Origin of the sequence: Chitinophaga sp. (genome assembly GCF_035761305.1) — a bacterium.
In the GTDB taxonomy this organism is placed as follows: Bacteria; Bacteroidota; Bacteroidia; order Chitinophagales; family Chitinophagaceae; genus Chitinophaga.
Genome location: NZ_DASTRI010000089.1, coordinates 48,642 through 71,874, shown reverse-complemented (window position 1 = coordinate 71,874; position 23,233 = coordinate 48,642). Strand labels below are relative to the sequence as shown.

The following is a 23,233-nucleotide window of genomic DNA, read 5'->3' as shown; positions in this document are numbered from 1 at the left end:
AATATTCCTGTTAGCTGCTCCGTCATCCTAATTAAGATGAAAGAGCTGCTCCTTACAAAAACATCTATGGCCATAGAACAAAATGAACGCATTCAACAAACCGTTCAGAGGGAGCGTAAGCGTTTGCTGAACTTTATCCGGCAGCGGGTAAATAATGTGGCGGATGCGGAGGATATTTTACAGGATGTGTTTTACCAGTTCACGGAATACCTGCGGTTAGGCAGCCAGATAGATTCCATTACCGGCTGGCTGTTTGCCGTAACACGGAACAAGATCACCGACTGGTTCCGCAAAAAAAGGGAAACCACTTTTTCCGATAATGCGCTGGAATATGAGGGGGAAGAAGCTTTGTTCCTGTCTGAAATACTGCCGGATCCCTCTTCAAAAACAGACACGCCTATGCTCCGCAAAATGCTGGCAGAAACCATTATGGAAGCCATAGATGAGCTACCGGCCGAACAGCGCGCTGTATTCCTGCAGCATGAGATAGAAGGAAAATCATTCAAGGAAATGGCTGCCGAAACAGGGCTGTCCATTAACACACTGCTGTCGCGCAAACGCTACGCCGTACTATACCTGCGCGAGCGGCTGGCAGAGCTGTACCAGGAGCTGTTAAACAATTAAATCACACAAACTAATTTGATATCATGAGAAGACGTAAACCAGGATTGGGTGTTTTGAAATTCATTGTATTAGGCCTGTTATTCGTTACGGTATTAGGCCTGGTAACCATGACCTTGTGGAATTGTTTGATACCTGATCTTTTTCACGGGCCGGTGATCACCTTCTGGCAGGCACTGGGCTTATTATTACTGGGTAAATTACTGTTTGGATGGCATGGCCCCAGCAAGGGCGGCGCCCCCTGGCGAAACCACTGGCGGGAGAAAATGCGGCAGCGCATGGAAAATATGACGCCGGAGGAAAGAGAACGCCTGCGGGCCTGTTACGGCCGGTTTAAGGGTGGCGGCCGGTTCTGGAACGAGCGGAACTGGGACGAGCGCAGCTGGAATGACCCGAACCGGAATGAGCGTAGCGAACAGGAACCGGGCAGCACACCGCCGCCTCCACCCCCGCCGCCGGAAGCATAATCCATAACTTATCATAAAAATAAATCCTATGCTACACGCCATTGCTAATTATAAAACGGATGCTATGACAGGTATTTTCAAAACCAATATAGCAACACCTGAAGAAAGACAACAAATGATCCGGGCCATACATGCCCATTTTGACGTAGCCACCTGCTACGTGGATATTGAAGATTGCGACAAAGTGCTGCGCATTACGGATATGAAGGTAGACGAATACACCATGATGGCTTTTGTACGGCAGCAGGGCTTCCTGTGCGAAATACTGGAATAAGTAGGCCATTAACCCGGATTTTTTTGTTAACTTCTCTCCATGAAAGTTCCCCAAAAACTATTGCCACCATGCCATACATATGCATTGGCCACCTGCATATTTTCAGCAGGCCTGCTATTTTCCCATTATACTGCTGCCCAGGAATTTCCCAAAGGATGGGTATTTCCACTGGAACTGGGACAAGGCGCCGTTACCACCTTTAACCATGCGCCGGACCTGTACCTGGGCAGCCTTACCTTTACCCCGCAGTACACCCTTATTAAAAGCAGGCTGCGTATAGGACCTGCCGTGGCAGGGGCTTACACCAACAAACGCATATATGGCCTGGCCGGCCCGCACCTGGCGCTGATGCTTACCGACAAGCCCAAAGTATTGCTCAGCACTGTGCTGAACATACAGTTAACAGCAGAACACCTGTGGGGCACCAGCGAGCAGCGTTTGGCCGGCGGCGGGCTTACCGCGGAAGTAGGGCAAATGGCCACTTTTTCCCTGAAGGCATTGCGGGATTACCATTTAAACAGCTGGTGGCTGCAGGCTGCCATTGGTATAAACCTGTTCATGCAAAAACCTTCAGAAAACCCGTTTGAGGGGGTGCACTGATGTGCTGCCCCAACAGGCAGCTTCACCTAAATGATCTGTTATGGCAAAAACAGCTTTAGTAATAAGCGGCGGTGGCTCCAAAGGCGCATTTGCCGTAGGCGTAATCAAATACCTGGCAGAGAACCGGCCCGACATACAGTTTGACACCCTTTGCGGCACCAGCACCGGCTCACTGATTGCCCCGCTGGCGGCACTGGGCGAAATTGACCTGCTGGAAACAATTTACACCACGCAAACTACCGCCGATGTGGTGATTACCGGCAACATCCTGAACCGTTTTGCACGCGCCAACTCCCTGTATGACGCCTCCCCGCTGGCCCGGCAAATCACCACCTACTATACGGATGAACGCTTTAAGCAGCTGGCTGCTTCCAAAAAAGAGGTATTCCTTACCACGGTATGCCTGCAAACCGGGCGCATTACCTATTTCAGCAACACGGGCATGCCCATGCTGAACACTGCTTATGATGTAATAAAAATGAAGGACGGGCAAACCCTGCGTGAGGCAGTACTGGCATCTTCCTGCCAGCCGGTATTTATGCCCCCTATAGAAATAGGCGCTGTTACAGAAAAACCGCGGCAGTTTGTAGACGGCGGCCTGCGGGAATATGCGCCCATACAGCTGGCCATTGATAACGGGGCTACTGAAATTTTTGCTGTGCTGCTAACGCCCGAAGCGCCTGAAACCAGCAACCAGCGCTTTGCCGGCACCTTTGATATACTGCAGGAAACCATTGGCTGGTTTACCAATGATGTAGCGGTAAACGACGTACAAATACCGCAGCTGTATAACCGCGCGCTGCAATACATAGATGCTGTAAAACAAAAAATGCTGGACAGCGGCGTAAAACAGTCCGATGTTGACAAATATTTTGATGTACCGGGCGCCAATCCCTTCCTGGGCAAACAGGAACTTACCATTCACATTATACGGCCGGATGCGGCCCTGGGCGGAGGACCGGGCGGGCTGGTATTTGACCCTGCCGAAATGAAAGGCATGCTGGCAAAAGGCATGGCCATAGCAGAAAGGCTGTTCAGCTAACCCGGGAGTAATGGCATGTATAAAAATAAATATCCCGGTACGGGCGGTGCTTGCCTGTACCGGGAATACGGGTTGATAATTGCTTTACTGTACTTTAGCAATATTGTTGCTCCTGTCAATATCCGCCATGCGTTCTGTAGGATCAATTTCCAGCAGGCTGATATTTTTCATGGGCATATCCAGCGTTACTTCATAGGTAGGATGCGTCCAGTCCCACCATTCATGCGTTATACGCGGAGTAGCGTCTTCCTGCGGTTTTTCTCCAAACATCAGCGAAAGCGGTATGTAGTGTAATTGCTTTTTACCATCGGCAGTGGTTACCACCAGATCCACCGGCATAGGCATTTCTCCTATGCGGTGCAGGCGTACCACGGCTTTCCCGTTGCTTTCATATACACTGTCAATACCATAATCAATATGCTTGGTAGTGTACACAAACAGCATGCGGTACCAGTCCAGCTGCAGGCCGCTCACCTTTTCCATTACACGTATAAAATCATTCGCATTGGGATGCTTAAAGCGCCACTCCTGGTAATAGCGCAGCAAACCTTTATCGCGGTTTTGCGCGCCTATGATGTAGCCCAGCTGCTCCATAAACACGGCGCCTTTTGCATATGCGCTAAGGCTGTACCCTGCATTGGTGCTGTAAAAGTCGGCATGTGTGCTCATCGGCTCTTCCAGGCCGCTTCTTACCAGGCTGAAATATCCCCTGTAAGAGTCTGTATGCGGGTTAGGCCCTTTGGTTGAGTCCATCGTATGATAATAGATGTTGTCTTCCGCAAAGGTGGTAAAACCTTCGTCCATCCAGGGGTACAGGCTTTCATTGGTGCCCAGCATCATCTGGTACCAGGTGTGCATCCACTCATGCATGGCCAGCCCATAGAGGCCCGGCATTTTGCCGTTGCCCAGTATTAGCGTGCCCATGGGATATTCCATACCGCCATCACCCCCTTGTATAAACGAATATTGCTTGTAAGGGTAAGGGCCGTAATGCGTTTTAATATAGGCGTACGCTTTAGGCACCATGGCTGCAAACTTAGGCCAGTTCTCGCGCGTAACATCGTTTTCGATATACAGGAAATGCGCGGTAAAGCCATCTACCTGCTCGGTAATGTGCTTATAATCCGGATCAGCCGCCCACATAAAATCATGCACATTAGGCGCTATAAAATGCCAGGTCAGCGTGTTGCCGGCCGGCCGTTTTACAGCAGCGCCGGGCGTTTCATACCCATAACCTATTTCATTGGGGTTTTGCAGGTAGCCGGTGCCGCCCAGCACATATTTTTTGTCGATGGTGATCTTTACATCGTAATCGCCCCACACGCCGTAAAATTCACGGGCTACATAAAAGGTGGGATGCCAGCCTTCGTAATCATATTCGCACATTTTAGGGTACCACTGCGCCATGGAGTAATCAACCCCTTCTGCATTATCGCGGCCGCTGCGGCGTATCTGTACGGGCACCTGGGCTTCAAAATCCAGGGTAAACACGGTTTTGCTGTGCGGCATAATGGGCTTGTCCAGCATTACTTCCAGGATGGTGCCCACCTGTTTGCTTTGCTGCACGCGGCCATCGCGTTTCAGGTTGGTTACCTTCTGGTAGCCTATTTCATTTGGCTGCAGGTGCTCAATACGGTCACGCACCCGTGCATCCCAGTCCTGCCTGCCGTTGGGCAGTATAACTTTACCCAGCTCGCGGCTGCGCACATCCATCATGCTGTTGGGCTGAAATGCGTTCCAGTACAGGTGGTAAAACACCTTATGCAACGTGTCGGGCGAGTTATTGGTGTATTCCAGCGTTTGCTTTCCGGTGAAACGGTGGGTTTGCACATTCATCTTCACATCCATGGTGTACTTTACGCGCTGCTGCCAGCGGTCGGACTGCGCATGCAGCCCGGTCCCTGCCAATAGTAACAACAGCAGGGTTGCTCCTGCGAAAGTTTGCTTCATTACTGGTAAAATTTAAAACTGCTAAATTAGTCCTATTTAGTATTTATGCGCCCCCTACTATCACTACTATCTCCCCTTTAACACCTTTTTCCTTATAGTAATCCGCTACTTCCTGCAGTGTGCCGCGGGTGTGCTCTTCAAACATTTTAGTAAGCTCCCGGCATACGCAGCAATAGCGGGTGGCGCCAAAATACGGTATCAGCTCTTCCAGCGTTTTTACTAACCGCTGCGGGGACTCATAAAAAACAATGGTTCGTTCATCCTGCGCCAGCTGAGTGAGTAAGGTATGGCGCCCTTTTTTGGGCGGCAGAAAGCCCTCAAAGGTAAAGCGGTTCATAGGTATGCCGCTGCTCACCAGCGCGGGTACAAAGGCGGTGGCGCCGGGCAGGCATTCAACGGGTATGCCGGTGCGTATGCACTCCCGCACCAGTAAAAACCCGGGATCAGATACGCCGGGCGTTCCTGCATCTGTAAGCAGGGCCATGGTTTTGCCGGCCTGCAGCTGCTGCAGCAGGTGCTGTAATACTTTATGCTCGTTATGCTGATGATAGGGGGTTATTGGCTTTTGTATGTTATAGTGCCTGAGGAGCACGCCGGAGGTACGGGTATCTTCTGCCAGTATCAGCGCTACTTCTTCCAGCACCTTAACGGCGCGATAGGTAATATCGGCCAGGTTACCTATGGGAGAAGGAACGATGTAGAGCTTCATTCAATTACGAATTACGAATTACAAATTACGAATTGGGGGTCGTTGCAGGAACGTATGTTTTCTATGAAACTTTAATGGAGCCAATAGCTTATGCTAAAGAACTAAACTATGCAACAACATCATTACGAATTGTTAATTACGAATGAAGAATTATTTAATTCATAAGAGCAAAAGGTTGCATTCGTAATTCGTAATTGATAATTCGTAATTCGTAATTATTGTTACTGGATGTTTATTTCATAAAATTCCATTACCTGGTTGGCCAGCAGCTTCTGGCAGGCGTTTTCCGCCAGCTGCCGGGCTTCTTCTTTGGAAGCGGCTTCTATTTGCAGGGTAATATGCTTGCCAATTCTTACATCGGCTACCTGGCTAATGCCCAGGTTCTTTAAACCGCCCATTACGGCTTTACCCTGGGGGTCCAGCAATTCTTTCAGCGGCATCACATTAATGTGTGCAGTAAACGTCATTGTGCTAAAAATTTTGAGTGCAAACCTAAATAATTAATAGTTAATAATGAATAATTAATAATAAGGGGGCGGCGTGGCATCGCTGTTGAAAGGTCACTTCTTATTAATTATTCATTATTAATTATTCATTAATTAAGCGGTTGGGAGGCGCTACCATAGACAGGGCTACGTAGCATATGAACAGGAACGGCACTACTGCATATTTCAGCAGGGGAATGCCGGCCAGCAGCAGTACCAGCAACAGCAGCCGGGGCCAGTTTTGCCTGAGCTGCAAGCTTTTAGATTTCAGGCTGATCATGGGTATTTCGGCCACCATTAAGTAGCACAGTACCGCAATAATAACATACAGCACCCAGATGTTCTGCAGCCAGTGGGCCAGGTTAAAGGAGTTGTACAGCATTATAAGCGGGAAAGAGGCCACCAGCAAGCCTACTGCCGGTGTAGGCACGCCAATGAAAAACTCGGTCTGCCGGGTGTCGAGATTAAATTTAGCCAGGCGGTAAGCGGCAAAGCAGGGTACCAGCAGCGCCGGCGCCAGGTTAAAATATGATACGTCAAACACATCCGGCATTTGCATATAAGCGCTGCGCAGCAGGCGAAAGAGGATCATGCCGGGCACTACGCCAAAGCTCACCACATCTGCCAGGGAGTCCAGCTCCTTACCCATAGGGGATTGTATGCCCAGCCAGCGGGCTACCAGGCCGTCAAAAAAATCCAGCACACCCGCCAGCACCACCAGCGCAGAAGCCCAGTACACAGGCGCCGGGTTGGTAACCGTATATTCGGAACCGTTAAACTCCGCTATATATTGCGGCGCATGCAGGATGAATATAATGGCAATGGCTCCACAGAAAAGGTTGCCGAGTGTAAGTACGTTTGAAAGTTGCTTCATTTTTTATTCCATGGTCCATTGTTCATAGTCCGTAGCGATGGTGGCGCCTTAAACCGTTGTAATAAACAGCGGCAGGCCGGCTGCTGAACCTTGTAATGGATAGTTTTCTCAATCTTTTAACTCTACAAATCAGCAAAAATTATTTCATCTATCAAATTTCTTTTTTTTACAATAAATACACGTCTGCCCCGGCTGGTGCTAACGCTTCATTAATGCTTCTATTTCATCTGCCGTAATGGGTATATTTTTCATAAGATCCACATTACCATTGGCGGTAACCCATACATTGTTCTCTATACGGATGCCCATCTGCTCTTCTTCTATATAAATGCCGGGTTCCACAGTGAGCACAGCGCCTCCGGGTATGGGTTGATGAAAAGAAGGGGCCAGGTCGTGCACATCCACACCCAGGTGGTGGGATATGCCGTGGTACAGGTACTTGCGGTAGGCCGGGCTTTCCGGGTCCTGGTTCTTTATATCGTTTTCTGTGAGCAGGCCCAGTTGTACAAACAGTTTACCGGCTTCCTCCCCTACCATTTCATGGTAGCGGGCAATGGTGACACCTGGTTTCAGGATGGATTTTGCGTATAGGTGCAAATGCAGGCAGGCGTCATATACCTGGCGCTGGCGGGCGGTAAACTTACCGCTTACCGGCACGGTACGGGTAAGGTCGGCATTATAACCGCCGTAAGCGGCGCCAAAGTCCATGAGTATAAGCTCGCCGGCTTTACATTCCTGGTCATTGGCCACATAGTGCAGCGTACGGGCGCGGTCGCCGCTGGCGATAATAGAGTTATAAGCTTCGCCGGTGGCGCGGTTACGCAGGAACTCGTGCAGTATCTCTGCATGAATTTCATATTCCCATACACCCGGCTGTATAAATTGCAGCAAGCGGCGGAAGGTTTTTTCGGTAATGTCAATGGCCTGCTGTATTACCTTTATTTCTTCCGGTGTTTTGGATGCGCGCAGCTCTTTAAAAAGCCTGGCCGCCCGCAGGTAGTTATGCAGGGGATAACGGCTTTTCATTTCTGCGGCGTAGCGGTAATCCCTTACCGGCACCAGGCTGGCTTTGCGGTTGTTTTCGTTAGTGTTGAGGTAAATGTTTTCAGCTTCGTGTATCCATTGCTGCAGCAGGGCATCCAGCGTGTCCAGCCAAACAATGGTGGCAATACCGGAAATGGCGGTAGCTTCCGCTTTACGCAGGCGGTGGCCGTCCCATTTTTCCTTTAGCTCATTGGGCCGCACCAGCACCAGCACCTCACGATATTTAGGATCAGGATTACCGGGGTACAGGATCAACATGGTATCTTCCTGCTCAATGCCTGTTAGCCAGTACAGGTCGGAGTTTTGCTTAAAGGTATATAGGGCGTCGCCGTTGGAAGGCAGTTCGTCATTGGAGTTAAAAATGGCTATGGACTGCGGCTGCATTTTTGCCATAAAGCGCTGACGGTTCTTTACAAAAAGCTGCGGATCCAGCGGCAGGTATTTCATACTACTATACAATTTAGGGCTTCAAAGCTACACGAAAAATGCCAATCGTGGGCGGCGCCGGCCAGGCATTAAAAGAATAGCGCATATATGACGCATTCATAGTGTGGCAACGGTATAACCGCGTGTTTGGCAGTTGTGTGCTGCTTTAAATCGGCCTGAGGCTTGAAATTTGATTATTTTGTAATCGAATTACTTTGAGAAAGATCAATCAAAACCAGTCAATTTGTATACAATTTCTAAATTTAGCCTATTGACAGGCCATTAAATTTGATAATATCAAAAATTACCTAGATTTGCTGTATCACCAAAACAATCTTACTGTATGCAAGTAAGCAGCGTAAGGAATCCCCTGGCAGAGCTGCGGGAATTGGGTATTGCCAACACCGCCGGTATACATTACCAGCTTGCCCCTGAAATACTGGTTACTCAAACATTGAGCCGTGACCAGGGCGTGCTGGCTGATTGTGGCGCGCTGGTTGTACATACCGGCGAGTTTACCGGCAGGGCACCTAAAGATAAGTTCATTGTAAAAGATGAGCTGACCGCCAACACTGTTAACTGGAATGATTTTAACCAACCCATTACGCCTGCCTACTTTGATATTTTGTATAATAGGGTCACCCAATACTTTGCCGGCAAGGAGGTATGGATGCGGGATTGTTATGCCTGCGCCCATACCGACTACCGGACCAACATCCGCGTAATTACAGAAACGCCATGGGCCAACCTGTTTGCCTACAACATGTTCCTGCGCCCGCAGGAAGAGGCGCTGGACTTTGAGCACCCCGACTGGACAATCATGCACGCGCCCGGCTGCCTGGCCAATCCTGCCACGGACGGTACCCGGCAACATAACTTTTCAGTGGTGGACTTTTCAAAAAAGATGATCCTCATAGGGGGTTCTGCCTATACCGGCGAAATCAAGAAAGGAATTTTCACCATCCTCAACTATGAGCTGCCGCATTACAAAGGCGTATTAAGCATGCACTGCTCGGCCAACCAGGGTAAAGACGGCGATACCGCTATTTTCTTCGGGTTGAGCGGTACCGGCAAAACCACGCTGAGCGCAGACCCGGAACGTAAGCTGATAGGCGATGATGAACATGGCTGGGATGATAACGGCATATTTAACTTTGAAGGCGGCTGCTATGCCAAGTGTATAGATCTGAGCGAAGAAAAAGAGCCGCAGATCTACAGCGCCATCCGGGAAGGCGCCATGCTGGAAAACACCCGGTTTTACCCCGGTACCCGGCAGGTTGATTTTTCAGACAAAACCATTACAGAAAATACCCGGGTATCTTACCCGCTGCACTATATTATTAATGCTATGGAGCCATCCATTGGCGGTATCCCTAAAAACATTTTCTTTCTTACCTGCGATGCATACGGCGTACTGCCGCCCATTTCCCGCTTAACACCCGAGCAGACCATGTACCAGTTCATCTCAGGCTACACGGCGCGGGTAGCCGGTACAGAAGCGGGCGTTACAGAACCTAAATCAACCTTCAGCGCTTGTTTTGGAGCGCCTTTCCTGCCCCTGCATCCGGCACAGTATGCACAGATGCTGGGCGAAAGAATGCGCCGCCATCATGTAAACGTGTGGCTGGTGAACACTGGCTGGACCGGCGGGCCCTATGGCACCGGGCAGCGCATTAAGCTCACCTACACCCGGGCCATCATAGCGGCTGTGCTGCAGGGGGCATTGGACAAGCTGGCCTATATGGAGCACAGCATATTCGGATTTGCAGTGCCCGAGCTGTGCCCCGGCGTGCCATCCGATATACTGGACCCGCGCAATACCTGGGAAGATAAGGCAGCGTATGACCTGCAGGCAAAGGAGCTGGCCAGGCAGTTTATCCACAACTTCAGTAAGTACGAAATGCAAACACCGCCGGAAATATTGGCCGCTGCACCCAAAGCAGAGTGATGGAAAAAATTTTTATAGAAAATTTAACTTTTTAAAAAATATACCTATATTGAGGTCCCTTGTGCTTTTATAATTTCCACTATTAATTAACGGCAAGTTCCAACTTATAGCGCCCATGGCGCAGCTACGCAAAACAAGTTCCCCTGCTCTTATTCATTATCAACATGAAAACAGGAGTACTTGTTTTGCGGAACTTGCGGCGCCTCTCTCAATTAATTAATAATTAAGAATGAATAATTAATAATAACGGCCATTTGTTGATGGCCGCACGCCCGTATACACACTTTCTCCCTCTCCATTAATAATTAAGAATGAATAATCAATAACGGTCATTTATTAATAGCGGCACGCCGTACACACCTTCCCCTTCCATTAGCCGCGCGCCATATCCACACACCTCCCTATTAATTATTCATTCTTAATTATTAATTATTAATTGTAGTACCTTTGCGCATGCAAATTTTAGACGGTAAACTTGTTTCTGCAGCTATTAAAGCGCAACTGGCCGAGAAAGTGGCCGAAATTAAACTCACCGGAAAAAAAATACCCCACCTGGCAGCCATCCTGGTTGGCAATAATCCGGCAAGCGAAACATATGTGGCTTCTAAAGTAAAATCCTGTGCAGAAATAGGGTATAACAGCACCCTGCTGCGTTTTGATGCACAGATCTCTGAAAAGCATTTGCTGGATAATATTACCTTACTGAATGAAAATGCCGATATAGACGGCATCCTGGTACAGCTGCCCTTACCTAAACATATTAATGAAGAGCTGGTGATCAACACGATTGATCCCAGCAAAGATGTGGATGGCTTTCATCCCATGAACGTAGGTAAAATGGTAAGCGGCCTGCCTACTTTTATACCCGCTACGCCCTACGGCATTATGCTGATGCTGGAACACTATAACATTGCCACCAAAGGCAAGCATGCTGTGGTAATAGGCCGCAGCCATATTGTGGGCACCCCGGTAAGCATATTGCTGAGCCGTAACAGCTACCCCGGCAACAGCACCGTTACGCTGTGCCATTCCAACACAGCCAACCTTACCGAGATCTGTAAACAGGCCGATATTATCATTGCCGCCATTGGCCGTCCCAACTTTGTAACAGCCGATATGGTAAAAGAAGGCGCGGTGATTGTAGATGTAGGCATTAACCGCATAGCCGACGCTTCCAAGAAAAGCGGCTTCCGTTTGGTAGGTGATGTAAAGTTTGATGAAGTAGCGCCCAAATGCAGCTACATCACACCAGTACCGGGCGGCGTTGGTCCCATGACCATAGCGGCTTTGCTGAAGAATACCTACTATGCGTCCCTGGGACAGAAAGTGCTGATGAACTAAACCGCACCCATCACTGGTTAGAGATAAAAATGCGAATTTTGTGAGAGATATAGTGATGCCAATAGCAGCAACAAATAACAATACTCCTGTTACGGCCCTGCCGGTAATGGAGAGCTTTTATACCCTGCAGGGCGAAGGCTTTCACCAGGGCAGGGCTGCGTATTTCATACGCCTGGGCGGCTGTGATGTTGGCTGCCACTGGTGCGATGTGAAAGATAGCTGGGATGCAGCCAAACATCCCGTTATTCCTGTTGCTGATATTGTAAAGGAAGCTGCACAACACCCCGGGCGCATAGCTGTAATTACCGGCGGCGAGCCCTTAATGCATAACCTGGATGCGCTTTGTAAAGCCCTGCATCAACAGGGCTTCCGCACCCATATGGAAACTTCCGGCTCCTCTCCATTAAGCGGACAGTGGGACTGGATCACGCTCTCTCCCAAAAAATTCAAAGCCCCCCTGCCGGAAGTATGCCAGCAGGCCCACGAGCTGAAAGTGGTGATATTTAATAAATCAGATTTTGCCTGGGCCGAGCAATATGCCGCAAAGGTTAACAGGCACTGTAAGCTGTACCTGCAGCCGGAATGGAGCAGGGCCGCTGAAATAACCCCGCTGATCATCGACTACATTAAAGCCAACCCGCAATGGGAGCTTTCCCTGCAGATACACAAGTACATTAACGTGCCCTGATGAACAGGGAAATAATATGTAATATATTCGCGTTAATCCATTGAGCCATGTGCATGCCTGCACATTTATCTTGTATTATGATGAGATTACTAATTACCGGCTGTATAATATGCTGCTGCCTGCACCTGCAGGCACAGCAGGTGGTTACCTATGAAACGGCTAAGAAAAAGGCCCAGGCCAGCTTTGATAATGCCATTAATGCCATCCGCAACTATCAGGATGATGAAGCTATCCGCTATTTGCAGGAAGCGTTGCGCATAGAACCTAATTTTGCCGACGCCTACGGGCAAATGGGCATCAGCTATGTGCAGCTGAAGCAATATACTAATGCCATTACTACTTTTGAAAAGCTGAAACAGCTGGACAGCACCGCCCTGCGGCCCGCCCTAACCGCTTACTCCCGCGCCCTGGCCGGCAACGGGCGGTTTCCAGAAGCCCTGCAGGTAATTGATCAATACCTGGCCGGTTCCAGGAATAAAAGCCCTAATGCGCTGAAGCTAAAGGCCAGCTATGAGTTTGCAATACACGCCGCCAACAAGCAGGTGCCTTTTGAACCGCATAACCTGGGCGATCATATCAATACCAAAGACCCGGAATATTTTCCCAGTCTTACTATTGATGATAAAACCCTGATCTTTACCCGGCGGGTGAATGGTAAAAATGAAGACTTTTATATTTCCCACCGCGATAGCAGCCAGTGGAACCCGGCTGCTGATATGGGAGAGCCGATCAATACCGTCTTTAATGAAGGCGCGCAGCAAATATCGCAGGACGGGCAAATGCTGGTATTTACCGGCTGCGAATTCCCCGATGGCAAGGGCAGCTGCGACCTGTATGTTTCCATGAAAACAAAGAACGGATGGACGGCGCCGCAAAATATAGGCGCTCCCGTTAATACGCGCGACTGGGAGTCGCAGCCTTCTTTATCGGCCGATAAGCAAACCCTGTACTTTGTGCGGGAAACACCGGACAACGGCGCTGATATATTTATGACCCACCAGCTGCCCAATGGCCGGTGGAGCACACCGGAAAGGCTGGGTCCCAACATTAATACGCCCGGGCGCGAAACCACGCCGTTCATACATGCCGATAATCAAACGCTGTTCTTCGCATCCAACGGGCATCCCGGCTATGGCGGCATGGATATTTTTTATTCCCGCCGCCAGCCAGATGGCGCCTGGGGACCGGCCACTAACCTGGGCTATCCCATTAACACCATTGATGAAGATGCCAGCCTGGTAGTAGCGGCCGACGGCAAAACCGCCTACTTTGCCTCTGACCGTACCGATAGCCGCGGCGCACTGGATATATACAGCTTTGAGCTGTACCCCGAAGCCCGCCCCCTGCCCACCCTGTACGTAAAAGGCTATGTGTACGACTCTACCACACACCAGCGCCTGACCGCCAACCTGGAGCTTACCGACCTGGAAACCGGTTTTACCACCGCGCTGGTAAAAAGCAACGACAGCGGCGAATACCTGGTGCCTTTGCCTGTAGGCAAAGCCTATGCATTTAATGTAAACAAAAAAGGATATTTATTTTACTCCGATAACTTTACACTACCCGCCCAGGCCGCCACGCCACCGGAAAAGAATATTCCGCTGCAGCCTATTATTGCCAATGCCACCATTGTGCTGCATAATATTTTCTTTGAAAGCAAGCAGTACGCCCTGCAGCCGGCATCGCAGGTGGAGCTGGACAAACTGGTTAAGCTGATGCAGGATAACCCCAGCCTGGTTACAGAAATCAGCGGGCATACCGATAATGTAGGGTCGGATAAGGATAACCTGTTACTCTCTGCCAACCGCGCCAAAGCGGTGGTAGCTTACCTTACGCAAAAGGGCATAGCGCCGGAACGCCTGCGCGCCAAGGGCTACGGAGAAACACAGCCGGTAGCCGACAACAATACTGAAGAAGGCCGGGCAAAGAACAGGCGTACAGAGTTTAAGGTAATAAACCCGTAGATACAATTACGAATTGTTCAATTACGAATTACGAATCAGGGCACTGGCGTTATGGTTGTTGGTGTTAATTCGTAATTCATGGTTATTACAATTATAGCTGTTTGCGCTTCTTATAATTTATAATTGGCAATTATTTACAATAATACTGTATGAATAATTACAGGCGAAATACCCCTTCTGGCGAACAGGAAACTGTAAACTGGGGAAAGTGAAAATTATTTCCCCGCAAGCACTGTCAGCACTGCATGACTATTATAAAATTCATGCATTACTCACGGGCAATATCATTCATAGCTGACGTACAGCTGCAATAACGCCACCCGTAGGCTTTAATCACGAACCGTTACCTTGCAAAACAACACATCTGTCCACCATTTCAACAGCGCTGTGCTTCAATTGTAACATCGCACAATCCATAATTACTTCCGCACGAGGCTTTGCGGAAGGTTACCTGCTGCGTAGTTTGCAGGCGGCATCACTATCATTATCAATGTGATGAAGTTTTTAATTGTTTGCAGGGGATGAAAAAAAACCGGGAGAAAAGACGTAAATTGGTGTAAAGATTGTTTGTCCAATGTTTGAACCTTCAGAATTACTCCACCAAATAGCCCTTACACTCATTCCCCAGGTAGGGGACGTAACTGCAAAAAAATTAATTGATCATTTTGGCAGCGCCGGCGCCATATTTAAGGCAGGCAAACAAGCGCTGGAAAAAATACCGGAAATCGGCAGCATACGCGCAGCAGCCATTAAACAGTTCTCCAACTTTGCACGGGTAGAGGAAGAAATCCGCTTTATTGAAAAATATAACATACAGCCTGTATTTTATACAGATGCCGCTTACCCGCAAAAGCTGCAGCACTGCTATGACAGCCCTTTGCTGCTATATTTCAAAGGCAATACCAGCCTGAATGCGCCCCGCATCATTAATATTATTGGCACCCGCAATCCCACCGCGTATGGCAAAGCCATGTGCGAAGCTATTGTAGCAGCCCTGGCGCCGCACCAGATCACTATTGTAAGCGGCATGGCTTATGGCATTGATATTATTGCCCATAAAACCGCACTGCAGCATAATATACCTACCATTGGCGTGCTGGCGCATGGCCTGGATCGTATTTACCCGTATGCGCATAAAAATATTGCCGCAGCCATGCTCGAAAACGGCGGCCTGCTCACTGATTTCATGAGCCAAACCAGTCCTGATAAACAAAATTTCCCCAAGCGCAACCGCATTGTAGCCGGCATTTGCGATGCCACAGTAGTAATAGAAACCGGGCTGCGGGGCGGCTCGTTAATTACCGCACATATTGCCAGCAGCTATAACCGTGATGTGCTCACCATTCCCGGCAGAATTAACGATCCCAAATCGGCAGGTTGCCACCAGCTTATTAAAACACATACCGCGCACCTGATCACCCATGCAAATGATATACTGGATATTATGGGTTGGCACAATACGCCTAAACCGGCGCCGGTGGCCCAGCAGCGGGCTATGTTTGTAGCACTCAGCCATGAAGAGGAACAGGTAATGGCCGCTTTCCGTGAAAAAACCGAACAACATTTTGATGATATTTCCCGCGCCTGCCGCATACCCGGCAGCCAGCTGAATAACGTGCTTATGAACCTCGAAATGCACTGCATGCTTAAAAGCATGCCCGGGCAGCGATACCAGTTTGTAGGATAGCCGGCTGATTGATACGAGAGGGGTTGCGCTTTTTCCGCTGAACACAGCGGTACCCATATGCAGGATAGCCGCCCCTGAATTACACTGCTTTTTATGATGTGCTGCCGTCTATTGTATAGACATGCTCTATGCTACTATAGAAAACGGGTTTTTCTAATTCCGTAAATACTCGTACATTTGCGTGCAATTATTTTTAAACCAACAAATAATTGCAACATGCCTGCGGGAAAAGCCAAACCCAAGTTTGTAGACGACGGCCTTACATTTGACGATGTACTCCTTGTGCCTGCCTATTCTGAAGTATTACCGAAAGAAGTAAACATCTCCACCCAACTTACCAAACAGTTAAAGCTGAATATCCCCATGGTGTCTGCCGCCATGGACACGGTTACAGAAGCTAACCTGGCCATTGCGCTGGCAAGGGAGGGCGGTATAGGCATACTGCACAAGAACATGAGCATCGAAAAACAGGCCGAGCAGGTACGCCGCGTAAAACGCAGCGAGAACGGGCTGATACTGGACCCTATTACCCTGGATGCCAACGCTACCATAGGACAGGCCTTACAGCTCATGAAAGAGAACAGCATTGGCGGTATTCCCATTGTTGATGAAAATAAAACCCTGGTAGGCATCCTCACTAACCGCGACCTGCGTTTTGAAAAAGACCTCAAACGCCGGGTAAGCGAAGTAATGACCAAAGAAGGCCTGGTTACCGCTCCTGAAGGCACTGACCTGAAGAAAGCAGAAAAAATATTACAACAGAATAAGATTGAAAAGCTGCCGGTTGTAAGCAAAAACAAAAAGCTGGTAGGCCTGATCACCTACCGCGATATACTGCAGCTGACCAGCTATCCCAATGCTGTAAAAGATGCATACGGCCGCCTGCTGGTAGGCGCTGCACTGGGCATTACCCCCGATGTGCTGGACCGTGCACAGGCGCTGATACAGGTAGGAGTGGATGTGGTTTGCCTGGATAGCTCCCACGGCCATGCCATAGCAGTTTTAAACAGCCTGAAAAAGCTGAAAAAAACCTTCCCCAAGCTGCAGGTAATTGCCGGCAACGTAGCTACCGGCGACGGCGCCCGGGCACTGGTAGAAGCCGGTGCAGATGCCGTAAAAGTTGGCGTGGGCCCCGGCTCTATTTGCACCACCCGCGTGGTAACCGGCGCAGGCTTTCCCCAGCTCTCCGCTATCATGAATGCAGCAACAGCTATTAAAAAATCCGGCGTACCGGTAATTGCCGATGGCGGCATCCGTTACACCGGCGATATGGTAAAAGCCTTGGCAGCCGGCGCTTCCTGCATTATGGCAGGTTCTATTTTTGCCGGCGTGGAAGAAAGCCCCGGTGAAACCATTATTTATGAAGGCCGCAAGTTTAAATCTTATCGCGGTATGGGCTCTGTAGAAGCCATGCTGGAAGGCAGTAAAGACCGCTATTTCCAGGAGGAGGACGATATTAAAAAGCTGGTGCCGGAAGGCATTGTAGGCCGGGTACCGTACAAAGGCACACTATCTGAAGTAATTATGCAGTTTGTAGGCGGTTTGCGCGCCGGGATGGGCCTTACCGGCTCCAAAGACGTGAAAGCCCTGCAGGAAGCACAGTTCATAAAAATCACACCGGCTACGGTAAAGGAAAATCACCCGCATGATGTAGTGATCACCAAAGAAGCACCCAACTACAGCCGGTAAAAAATACATGCACGTGTAATGTTTATACTATAAGACAGGAGAGCCGGGTAAATAACCCGGCTCTTTGCTTTTTACCGGCAGCTGCGGCAAAAAGAAGATCTGTAGTTCTGTCGGTGGCCGCCCGCGCTCCATCGATTTTTCATGTGGTGTTAACATCAATACCTTATTTTTGAACACTATTGACCCATCGTACAATATATGGCTAACCGTAGTTCCAAAAAATGGCTTCCCTGGTTGCTGGGCGTTTGCAGCGGTTTGCTGCTGTGGGCCGCCTGGCCAACCTCTCCGTTAACCCTGCTGATATTCCTGGCATTCATACCGTTACTGCATCTTTCCAAACTGGTACAGCACCGCGGCATTTACTTCGGCTGCGTGTACCTGGCCATGCTGATCTGGAATGTGGGCACTACCTGGTGGGTAGGCAATACAACAGTGCCGGTAAGCGGCGTGCTGGCCAATGTTACCAACGCTTTAATAATGACAGTGCCCTGGCTGGGCTTCCGCAATATCCGCAAAAGATTTAGCGGCACCCTTAGCTACCTGGCGCTTATCGTATATTGGTTAACGTTTGAATACATACACCTGAACTGGGAGCTCAGCTGGCCCTGGCTTACTGTTGGCAATGTATTTGCCATGCACCCCGGCTGGGTACAGTGGTATGAATACACCGGCACCAGCGGCGGTACGCTGTGGGTGCTGCTGGTGAACATCAGCCTGTACACATGCTGGCAAAAACGCAGGCAGTATAAAGTGCCCTTTGCCACCCTGGTATGGAAAGAAGGCTGGAAACCTGCCGCTGTTTTTATTTTGCCGTTCATACTCAGCTTTACAACCGGTGTACGGTACCAGCTGCAGCAGCCGTTCAAAGGCGGGCCAAAAAGTCTTTCCATAGTGGTAGTGCAACCCAACATTGACCCGTACGACAAGTTTGCTGAAGGCGCAGAAACACAGCAGCTGGAGAAATTGATGCGCCTTACCCGGCAAATGGCCGACAGCAATACCGCATATATTGTATGGCCGGAAACAGCCCTGTTTCCCCGCGGCGCCTGGGAACATATGCTCAACGAGCAGCCTTCCGTGCAGGCAATACGTACCATGCTGCGCCAATATCCCAATGCTAAGCTGATCACCGGCGCAACTACGCTTAAACATTATGATAATAAAGATGAAGCCCCCTACTCTGCCCGGCCAATGGATAACGACGGTTACTTTGACGCATTTAACACCGCTTTGCAGATAGACACTTCCAATATCATACAGATATATCATAAATCCAGGCTGGTGCCGGGAGTAGAGCTGATCCCCTACTCGCGTTACCTGAAGTTCATGGAAAGCTGGGCGCTGGACATGGGCGGCATTACCGGCAGCTATGGCCGCACCCCTGGTGTGGATGTACTGGAAAACACCACTGAACATATTAAAGCCTTCCCCACTATATGTTATGAGTCTATTTACGGCGAATTTGTAGCAGAACATGTGCGCCTGGGCGCCGGCCTGTTATTTATTATAACAAATGACGGCTGGTGGGGCAATACCGAAGGCCACCGCCAGCACCTGCAATATGCGCGCCTGCGCGCCATTGAAACCCGGCGCTGGATAGCACGCAGCGCCAACACTGGCATTTCCTGCTTTATTACGCCCCTGGGCGATTTGCAGGAACCGCAGCCCTACTGGCAGGAAGCCGTTATTAAAGCCAATGTAACACCAGCCACCTCTTTTACGTTCTATGTGAAGTACGGTGATCTCATTTCCAGGGGCGCACTGATATTTTGTATCTTGTTAATTATATACTCCATTATTCTCCGGTTTACTAACAGAAAAGCTTATGTGGAAGGAAATTAACAATACAGCATACAGCGGCGCTTACCAGGTAAACGGCACCGGCACACCTGTAATACTGCTGCATGGTTTCCCCGAAAACAGTGAAGTTTGGTTGCAGCAGCAAAATAACCTGCAGCCCCATTGCTGCGTAATAACACCAGATCTGCCGGGCAGCGGCCGCTCACCGCTTACCCAGCCGCTGACGATGGAAAGCATGGCAGATTTCGTACATGCGGTTATGTTAGCAGAAGGCATTGAAAAGGCCATTATAATAGGTCATTCTATGGGCGGCTATATAGCGCTGGCATTTGCAGAAAAATACCCGCAGCAGCTGTTGGGGTTGGGATTATTCCACTCCACCGCGCTGGCAGATACCGCCGAAAAGCAGGACGCCCGCCGCAAGTCCATTAAGCTCATGCAGCAATATGGCGCAGAAGCTTTTTTACGGCAGGCAACGCCCGGTATGTTTAGTCCGCATACCAAAAGCACCCGGCCAGAGCTGGTAGAAGCATTGATACAAATGGGCATGCATTGCCGGGTAGAAGCGCTGATAGCTTATTATGAAGCCATGATGCAACGGCCCGACCGTAAAGCCGTATTAGCGCAGCTGCAGGTACCCGCGCTGTTTATACTGGGTAAAGATGATACTGCCGTTACGTTGGAAAGTGTGCTGCCGCAGCTTACACTGCCGGGTAAAAGCAGCGTTCATATTTTTGAGCACACCGGCCATATGGGCATGTGGGAGATGGCAAAGGAAACCTCATTGGCGTTGCAGCAGTTTGTTGAGTTTTGTAACCAGTAAATAACCGTAACATTCAACCCAAATAAATTCAGGCACACACGTGAAACGCATTTCTTTACTAATAATATTTTTAGCCGGTGCACTTGCTGTACGGGCTTCTCATATTATTGGCGGGGAAATGTATTACAAATACCTGGGCACCAGCAATGGTCAAACCCAGTACCTGGTTACGCTAAAGCTGTTCCGCATATGCGGCAACCCGGGCGGCAATGTAGCGCAAATGCCGCCCAGCGTGTATTTTACCATATACAGCAAGGATAATGGCTCGCAGGCAGGCAACTACCAGTTTGCCCGCAAAGGAGCTATTCAAACCGTTAGCTCCGCGCTGGTAGACCCCTGTATTGTAAACCCGCCCAGCGTGTGTTTTGAGATCGGTATTTTTGAAGGCACCATTACGGTACCGGATAACGACCAGGGGTATACGGTGGCGTTCCAGAGCTGCTGCCGCGATAACTTTATTGAGAACGTTATTGACACGCACATTCCCAACGATAACAATCACCCTGGTAACGGCGCTACCTATATAGCCGAGCTGCCTGGCCGTAACAATGGTATTATAGGCAGCTCCAGCCCGGTATTTGCCAAAGACCAGGCCGTGGTTATATGTGCCGGCAAAAAGTTCACTTATGATTTTTCTGCCGTAGACCCTGATGGCGACCGCCTGGAATACAGCTTTTGCGATGCTTTAGGCGGCGGCCAAACCACCAATACCGGCGTACCGCCGCCCGCTGTAGCGCCTCCCTATAGCGCAGTGCCTTACAAAAACCCGTATAACGGCGACAAACCGCTGGGCGCCGATGTTTTCATTGATCCCAACACAGGCATTATTTCCGGTATTGCACCGCCAGCCGGCAAATACGTGATCACTGTTTGTGTAAAGGAATACCGCGGCAGTCAGCTGCTGGGCGTTCACCGCAAAGATTTTCATATTACGGTTACCACCTGTACGCGGCTGGTAACCGCCGCCATGCCGGATAAATATGCCGACTGCTCGGGCTATACCATAAACTTCATTAATAACAGTACGCCGGGCAAAACCTATTTCTGGGATTTTGGTGATGGCGATACCCTTACCACCACCAGCACCGACGATCTGCCGCATACCTACAGGGGAGATGGCGTATATACCGTAAAGCTGTATGTTGACCGTGCCAGCAGCTGCGGCGACAGCGCTACTGCCACGGTATATGTATACCCTTTGTTTAAGCCTGATTTTTCTGCAAGCGGCTTATGCACCACTAAACCCACGCAATTCCGTAATACCTCCACCACCAGCAGCCGCACGGATAATATTGATTATTACCGGTGGGATTTCGGCGATCCTGCTGCTACCAACGATACAGCGCTGATGGTTGGCAACCCTGCCTACCAGTACACAGCGCCGGGAAAATACAATGTGGAGCTGCTGGTGCGCACAAAGAACGGCTGCGAGCGCACCTATTATGATACCGTAACCATTTACGACAAACCGCCGCTTACAACTACCAGCGACACACCGCTTTGCCATAATAATGCACTGCAGCTGCAGGCCTCCAGCATTGTTGCCGGCACCTACAGCTGGGCGCCAAACAACTATTTTATTACCGGCGCCAATACTGCCACACCGGTTGTAAGACCGAAGGTAGACACTGCTTACACTGTAACATTCACCGACGCTACAGGCTGCGTGAACAGCCAGCGTGTAGCCATTGACGTAAAGGACACCCTGCTGGTTACCACCCAGCCGGATAGTACGGTGTGCACCGGTGACACGCTGCACCTGCGCGCTGTGGCAGATGGCGATTACCAGTACGCCTGGTCGGACCTGGGCAATAATACCGTGATAGCCAACAGCCCCAATGCCAGCGTTACACCGCCGCCGCCTGCCGCCTCCTATATGATGCAGGTAACATTGGGCACCTGCTTTACCCGCGATACCGTAAACTTTAAAGTGGTGGATCCGCCGCATGCGTATGCCGGTGAAGACACCACCATTTGTTACGGCGACAAGGTAACCCTGCGCGCCACCGGCGGCTCGTCATACATATGGACGCCTGCCGATGTGCTTTCAGCGCCCACGCGTTCCGTAACCGTTGCCAGCCCCTTAACCACTACGGATTTTATTGTAACCGTAACCGATGTACTGGGCTGTCCAAAACCGGTAAACGATACGGTGAAGATAAACGTAACACCGCCTGTACCTGCCTTTGCAGGCAATGACACCATTCTTATAAAGGACCAGCCTTTCCGCCTGCATGCTACCGGCGGCGCGCGTTATGCATGGTCGCCGGTAGATGGATTAAGCGATCCGGATATAGATACGCCGCTTACGCTCATTAACCACGATATTACCTATACCGTTACGGTATATACTGAAGAAGGCTGCTTTGCCACAGATGATATTCACCTGCGCTTTATTGTAGGCCCGGACATTTACGTTCCAAACGCCTTCTCTCCCAACGGCGATGGCCAGAATGATATTTTCCGTCCCCTGCCTGTGGGCATTGTACACATGGACTTTTTCCGCGTGTTTGACCGGTGGGGTAAATCCATGTACTCCAATACAGAATATTTAAAGGGATGGGATGGCACTGTAAATGGGCACCCGGCTGCCGTAGGCACCTATGTTTGGGTAGTTCAGGGCCAGGATATTCATGGTAATACACTGCTTCGCAAAGGAACAGTTACGCTTATACGTTAGAAAAAAACAACACGTGTGAGCAGGCAAAAACAAGCGGTGCCCAAACCGCGCTTTGCTGCGCCCCGCTTCAATTTCCACGATTTTCCATTCATCGATTTCTTTTCACGGATTGCTATTTTTT

At 49.8% G+C, this 23,233-nt stretch carries 19 protein-coding genes; 14 read left to right on the top strand and 5 right to left on the bottom strand.

The window, feature by feature from the left end; translation table 11 throughout:
* Positions 1-36 precede the first annotated feature (36 nt).
* The 5 genes from VFS25_RS08150 to VFS25_RS08130 are packed head-to-tail and all read left to right on the top strand — an operon-like array spanning position 37 to position 3,004.
* A complete protein-coding gene (locus tag VFS25_RS08150) occupies positions 37-624 on the top strand; it encodes an RNA polymerase sigma factor (protein WP_326461635.1) in 588 nt (195 codons plus the stop codon).
* Positions 625-647: 23 nt separating this feature from the next.
* On the top strand, positions 648-1,088 hold the full coding sequence (locus VFS25_RS08145) for a hypothetical protein (RefSeq protein ID WP_326461634.1): 441 nt from the start codon (positions 648-650) through the stop codon (positions 1,086-1,088).
* 28 nt (positions 1,089-1,116) lie between these two features.
* On the top strand, positions 1,117-1,362 hold the full coding sequence (locus VFS25_RS08140) for a hypothetical protein (RefSeq protein ID WP_326461633.1): 246 nt from the start codon (positions 1,117-1,119) through the stop codon (positions 1,360-1,362).
* 39 nt (positions 1,363-1,401) lie between these two features.
* Entirely contained in the window at positions 1,402-1,962 is a 561-nt protein-coding gene (locus tag VFS25_RS08135) for a hypothetical protein (protein WP_326461632.1), read from the top strand.
* A 40-nt stretch (positions 1,963-2,002) separates the two neighbouring features.
* Entirely contained in the window at positions 2,003-3,004 is a 1,002-nt protein-coding gene (locus VFS25_RS08130; RefSeq protein ID WP_326461631.1) for a patatin-like phospholipase family protein, read from the top strand.
* 84 nt (positions 3,005-3,088) lie between these two features.
* Here the strand turns inward: VFS25_RS08130 and VFS25_RS08125 are convergent, their stop codons facing one another.
* The 5 genes from VFS25_RS08125 to VFS25_RS08105 all read right to left on the bottom strand — a co-directional run bounded on the left by VFS25_RS08125 (position 3,089) and on the right by VFS25_RS08105 (position 8,513).
* Positions 3,089-4,954: a M1 family metallopeptidase gene (locus VFS25_RS08125; RefSeq protein ID WP_326461630.1), complete on the bottom strand. Its 1,866-nt coding sequence runs from the start codon at positions 4,952-4,954 to the stop codon at positions 3,089-3,091.
* A gap of 43 nt (positions 4,955-4,997) precedes the next feature.
* Positions 4,998-5,663: a 16S rRNA (cytidine(1402)-2'-O)-methyltransferase gene (gene rsmI / locus VFS25_RS08120; RefSeq protein ID WP_326461629.1), complete on the bottom strand. Its 666-nt coding sequence runs from the start codon at positions 5,661-5,663 to the stop codon at positions 4,998-5,000.
* Positions 5,664-5,884: 221 nt separating this feature from the next.
* Positions 5,885-6,130: a phosphoribosylformylglycinamidine synthase subunit PurS gene (purS, locus tag VFS25_RS08115; RefSeq protein WP_326461628.1), complete on the bottom strand. Its 246-nt coding sequence runs from the start codon at positions 6,128-6,130 to the stop codon at positions 5,885-5,887.
* A 121-nt stretch (positions 6,131-6,251) separates the two neighbouring features.
* Positions 6,252-7,022: a CDP-alcohol phosphatidyltransferase family protein gene (locus tag VFS25_RS08110; RefSeq protein ID WP_326461627.1), complete on the bottom strand. Its 771-nt coding sequence runs from the start codon at positions 7,020-7,022 to the stop codon at positions 6,252-6,254.
* A 198-nt stretch (positions 7,023-7,220) separates the two neighbouring features.
* On the bottom strand, positions 7,221-8,513 hold the full coding sequence (locus VFS25_RS08105; protein WP_326461626.1) for an aminopeptidase P N-terminal domain-containing protein: 1,293 nt from the start codon (positions 8,511-8,513) through the stop codon (positions 7,221-7,223).
* 322 nt (positions 8,514-8,835) lie between these two features.
* Between VFS25_RS08105 and pckA the strand changes: the two genes are divergently transcribed.
* From pckA to VFS25_RS08060, 9 genes are all read left to right on the top strand, one after another.
* Positions 8,836-10,440, top strand: coding sequence for a phosphoenolpyruvate carboxykinase (ATP) (gene pckA, locus VFS25_RS08100; protein WP_326461625.1), 1,605 nt, complete (start codon positions 8,836-8,838; stop codon positions 10,438-10,440).
* Between the two features lie 453 nt (positions 10,441-10,893).
* On the top strand, positions 10,894-11,781 hold the full coding sequence (gene folD, locus VFS25_RS08095) for a bifunctional methylenetetrahydrofolate dehydrogenase/methenyltetrahydrofolate cyclohydrolase FolD (RefSeq protein ID WP_326461624.1): 888 nt from the start codon (positions 10,894-10,896) through the stop codon (positions 11,779-11,781).
* A 40-nt stretch (positions 11,782-11,821) separates the two neighbouring features.
* A complete protein-coding gene (locus VFS25_RS08090) occupies positions 11,822-12,469 on the top strand; it encodes a 7-carboxy-7-deazaguanine synthase QueE (protein WP_326461623.1) in 648 nt (215 codons plus the stop codon).
* A 77-nt stretch (positions 12,470-12,546) separates the two neighbouring features.
* Positions 12,547-14,433, top strand: coding sequence for an OmpA family protein (locus VFS25_RS08085; RefSeq protein ID WP_326461622.1), 1,887 nt, complete (start codon positions 12,547-12,549; stop codon positions 14,431-14,433).
* A 574-nt stretch (positions 14,434-15,007) separates the two neighbouring features.
* Complete coding sequence (gene dprA / locus VFS25_RS08080; RefSeq protein ID WP_326461621.1) at positions 15,008-16,120, top strand: DNA-processing protein DprA; 1,113 nt, start codon at positions 15,008-15,010, stop codon at positions 16,118-16,120.
* 216 nt (positions 16,121-16,336) lie between these two features.
* Complete coding sequence (guaB, locus tag VFS25_RS08075; RefSeq protein ID WP_326461620.1) at positions 16,337-17,809, top strand: IMP dehydrogenase; 1,473 nt, start codon at positions 16,337-16,339, stop codon at positions 17,807-17,809.
* A 198-nt stretch (positions 17,810-18,007) separates the two neighbouring features.
* Positions 18,008-19,651, top strand: coding sequence for an apolipoprotein N-acyltransferase (lnt, locus tag VFS25_RS08070; protein WP_326461619.1), 1,644 nt, complete (start codon positions 18,008-18,010; stop codon positions 19,649-19,651).
* Entirely contained in the window at positions 19,635-20,432 is a 798-nt protein-coding gene (locus VFS25_RS08065) for an alpha/beta hydrolase (RefSeq protein ID WP_326461618.1), read from the top strand. Before lnt ends, VFS25_RS08065 begins: the two co-directional genes overlap by 17 nt.
* Positions 20,433-20,550: 118 nt before the next feature.
* Positions 20,551-23,112: a PKD domain-containing protein gene (locus VFS25_RS08060; protein ID WP_326461617.1), complete on the top strand. Its 2,562-nt coding sequence runs from the start codon at positions 20,551-20,553 to the stop codon at positions 23,110-23,112.
* Positions 23,113-23,233 lie beyond the last annotated feature (121 nt).

Bases quoted from the DNA above. Each gene is read 5' to 3' on its own strand.
- VFS25_RS08150 (WP_326461635.1), top strand. From the start codon at position 37: ATGAAAGAGCTGCTCCTTACAAAAACATCTATGGCCATAGAACAAAAT.
- VFS25_RS08145 (WP_326461634.1), top strand. From the start codon at position 648: ATGAGAAGACGTAAACCAGGATTGGGTGTTTTGAAATTCATTGTATTA.
- VFS25_RS08140 (WP_326461633.1), top strand. From the start codon at position 1,117: ATGCTACACGCCATTGCTAATTATAAAACGGATGCTATGACAGGTATT.
- VFS25_RS08135 (WP_326461632.1), top strand. From the start codon at position 1,402: ATGAAAGTTCCCCAAAAACTATTGCCACCATGCCATACATATGCATTG.
- VFS25_RS08130 (WP_326461631.1), top strand. From the start codon at position 2,003: ATGGCAAAAACAGCTTTAGTAATAAGCGGCGGTGGCTCCAAAGGCGCA.
- VFS25_RS08125 (WP_326461630.1), bottom strand. From the start codon at position 4,954: ATGAAGCAAACTTTCGCAGGAGCAACCCTGCTGTTGTTACTATTGGCA.
- rsmI (WP_326461629.1), bottom strand. From the start codon at position 5,663: ATGAAGCTCTACATCGTTCCTTCTCCCATAGGTAACCTGGCCGATATT.
- purS (WP_326461628.1), bottom strand. From the start codon at position 6,130: ATGACGTTTACTGCACACATTAATGTGATGCCGCTGAAAGAATTGCTG.
- VFS25_RS08110 (WP_326461627.1), bottom strand. From the start codon at position 7,022: ATGAAGCAACTTTCAAACGTACTTACACTCGGCAACCTTTTCTGTGGA.
- VFS25_RS08105 (WP_326461626.1), bottom strand. From the start codon at position 8,513: ATGAAATACCTGCCGCTGGATCCGCAGCTTTTTGTAAAGAACCGTCAG.
- pckA (WP_326461625.1), top strand. From the start codon at position 8,836: ATGCAAGTAAGCAGCGTAAGGAATCCCCTGGCAGAGCTGCGGGAATTG.
- folD (WP_326461624.1), top strand. From the start codon at position 10,894: ATGCAAATTTTAGACGGTAAACTTGTTTCTGCAGCTATTAAAGCGCAA.
- VFS25_RS08085 (WP_326461622.1), top strand. From the start codon at position 12,547: ATGATGAGATTACTAATTACCGGCTGTATAATATGCTGCTGCCTGCAC.
- dprA (WP_326461621.1), top strand. From the start codon at position 15,008: ATGTTTGAACCTTCAGAATTACTCCACCAAATAGCCCTTACACTCATT.
- guaB (WP_326461620.1), top strand. From the start codon at position 16,337: ATGCCTGCGGGAAAAGCCAAACCCAAGTTTGTAGACGACGGCCTTACA.
- lnt (WP_326461619.1), top strand. From the start codon at position 18,008: ATGGCTAACCGTAGTTCCAAAAAATGGCTTCCCTGGTTGCTGGGCGTT.
- VFS25_RS08065 (WP_326461618.1), top strand. From the start codon at position 19,635: ATGTGGAAGGAAATTAACAATACAGCATACAGCGGCGCTTACCAGGTA.
- VFS25_RS08060 (WP_326461617.1), top strand. From the start codon at position 20,551: ATGTATTACAAATACCTGGGCACCAGCAATGGTCAAACCCAGTACCTG.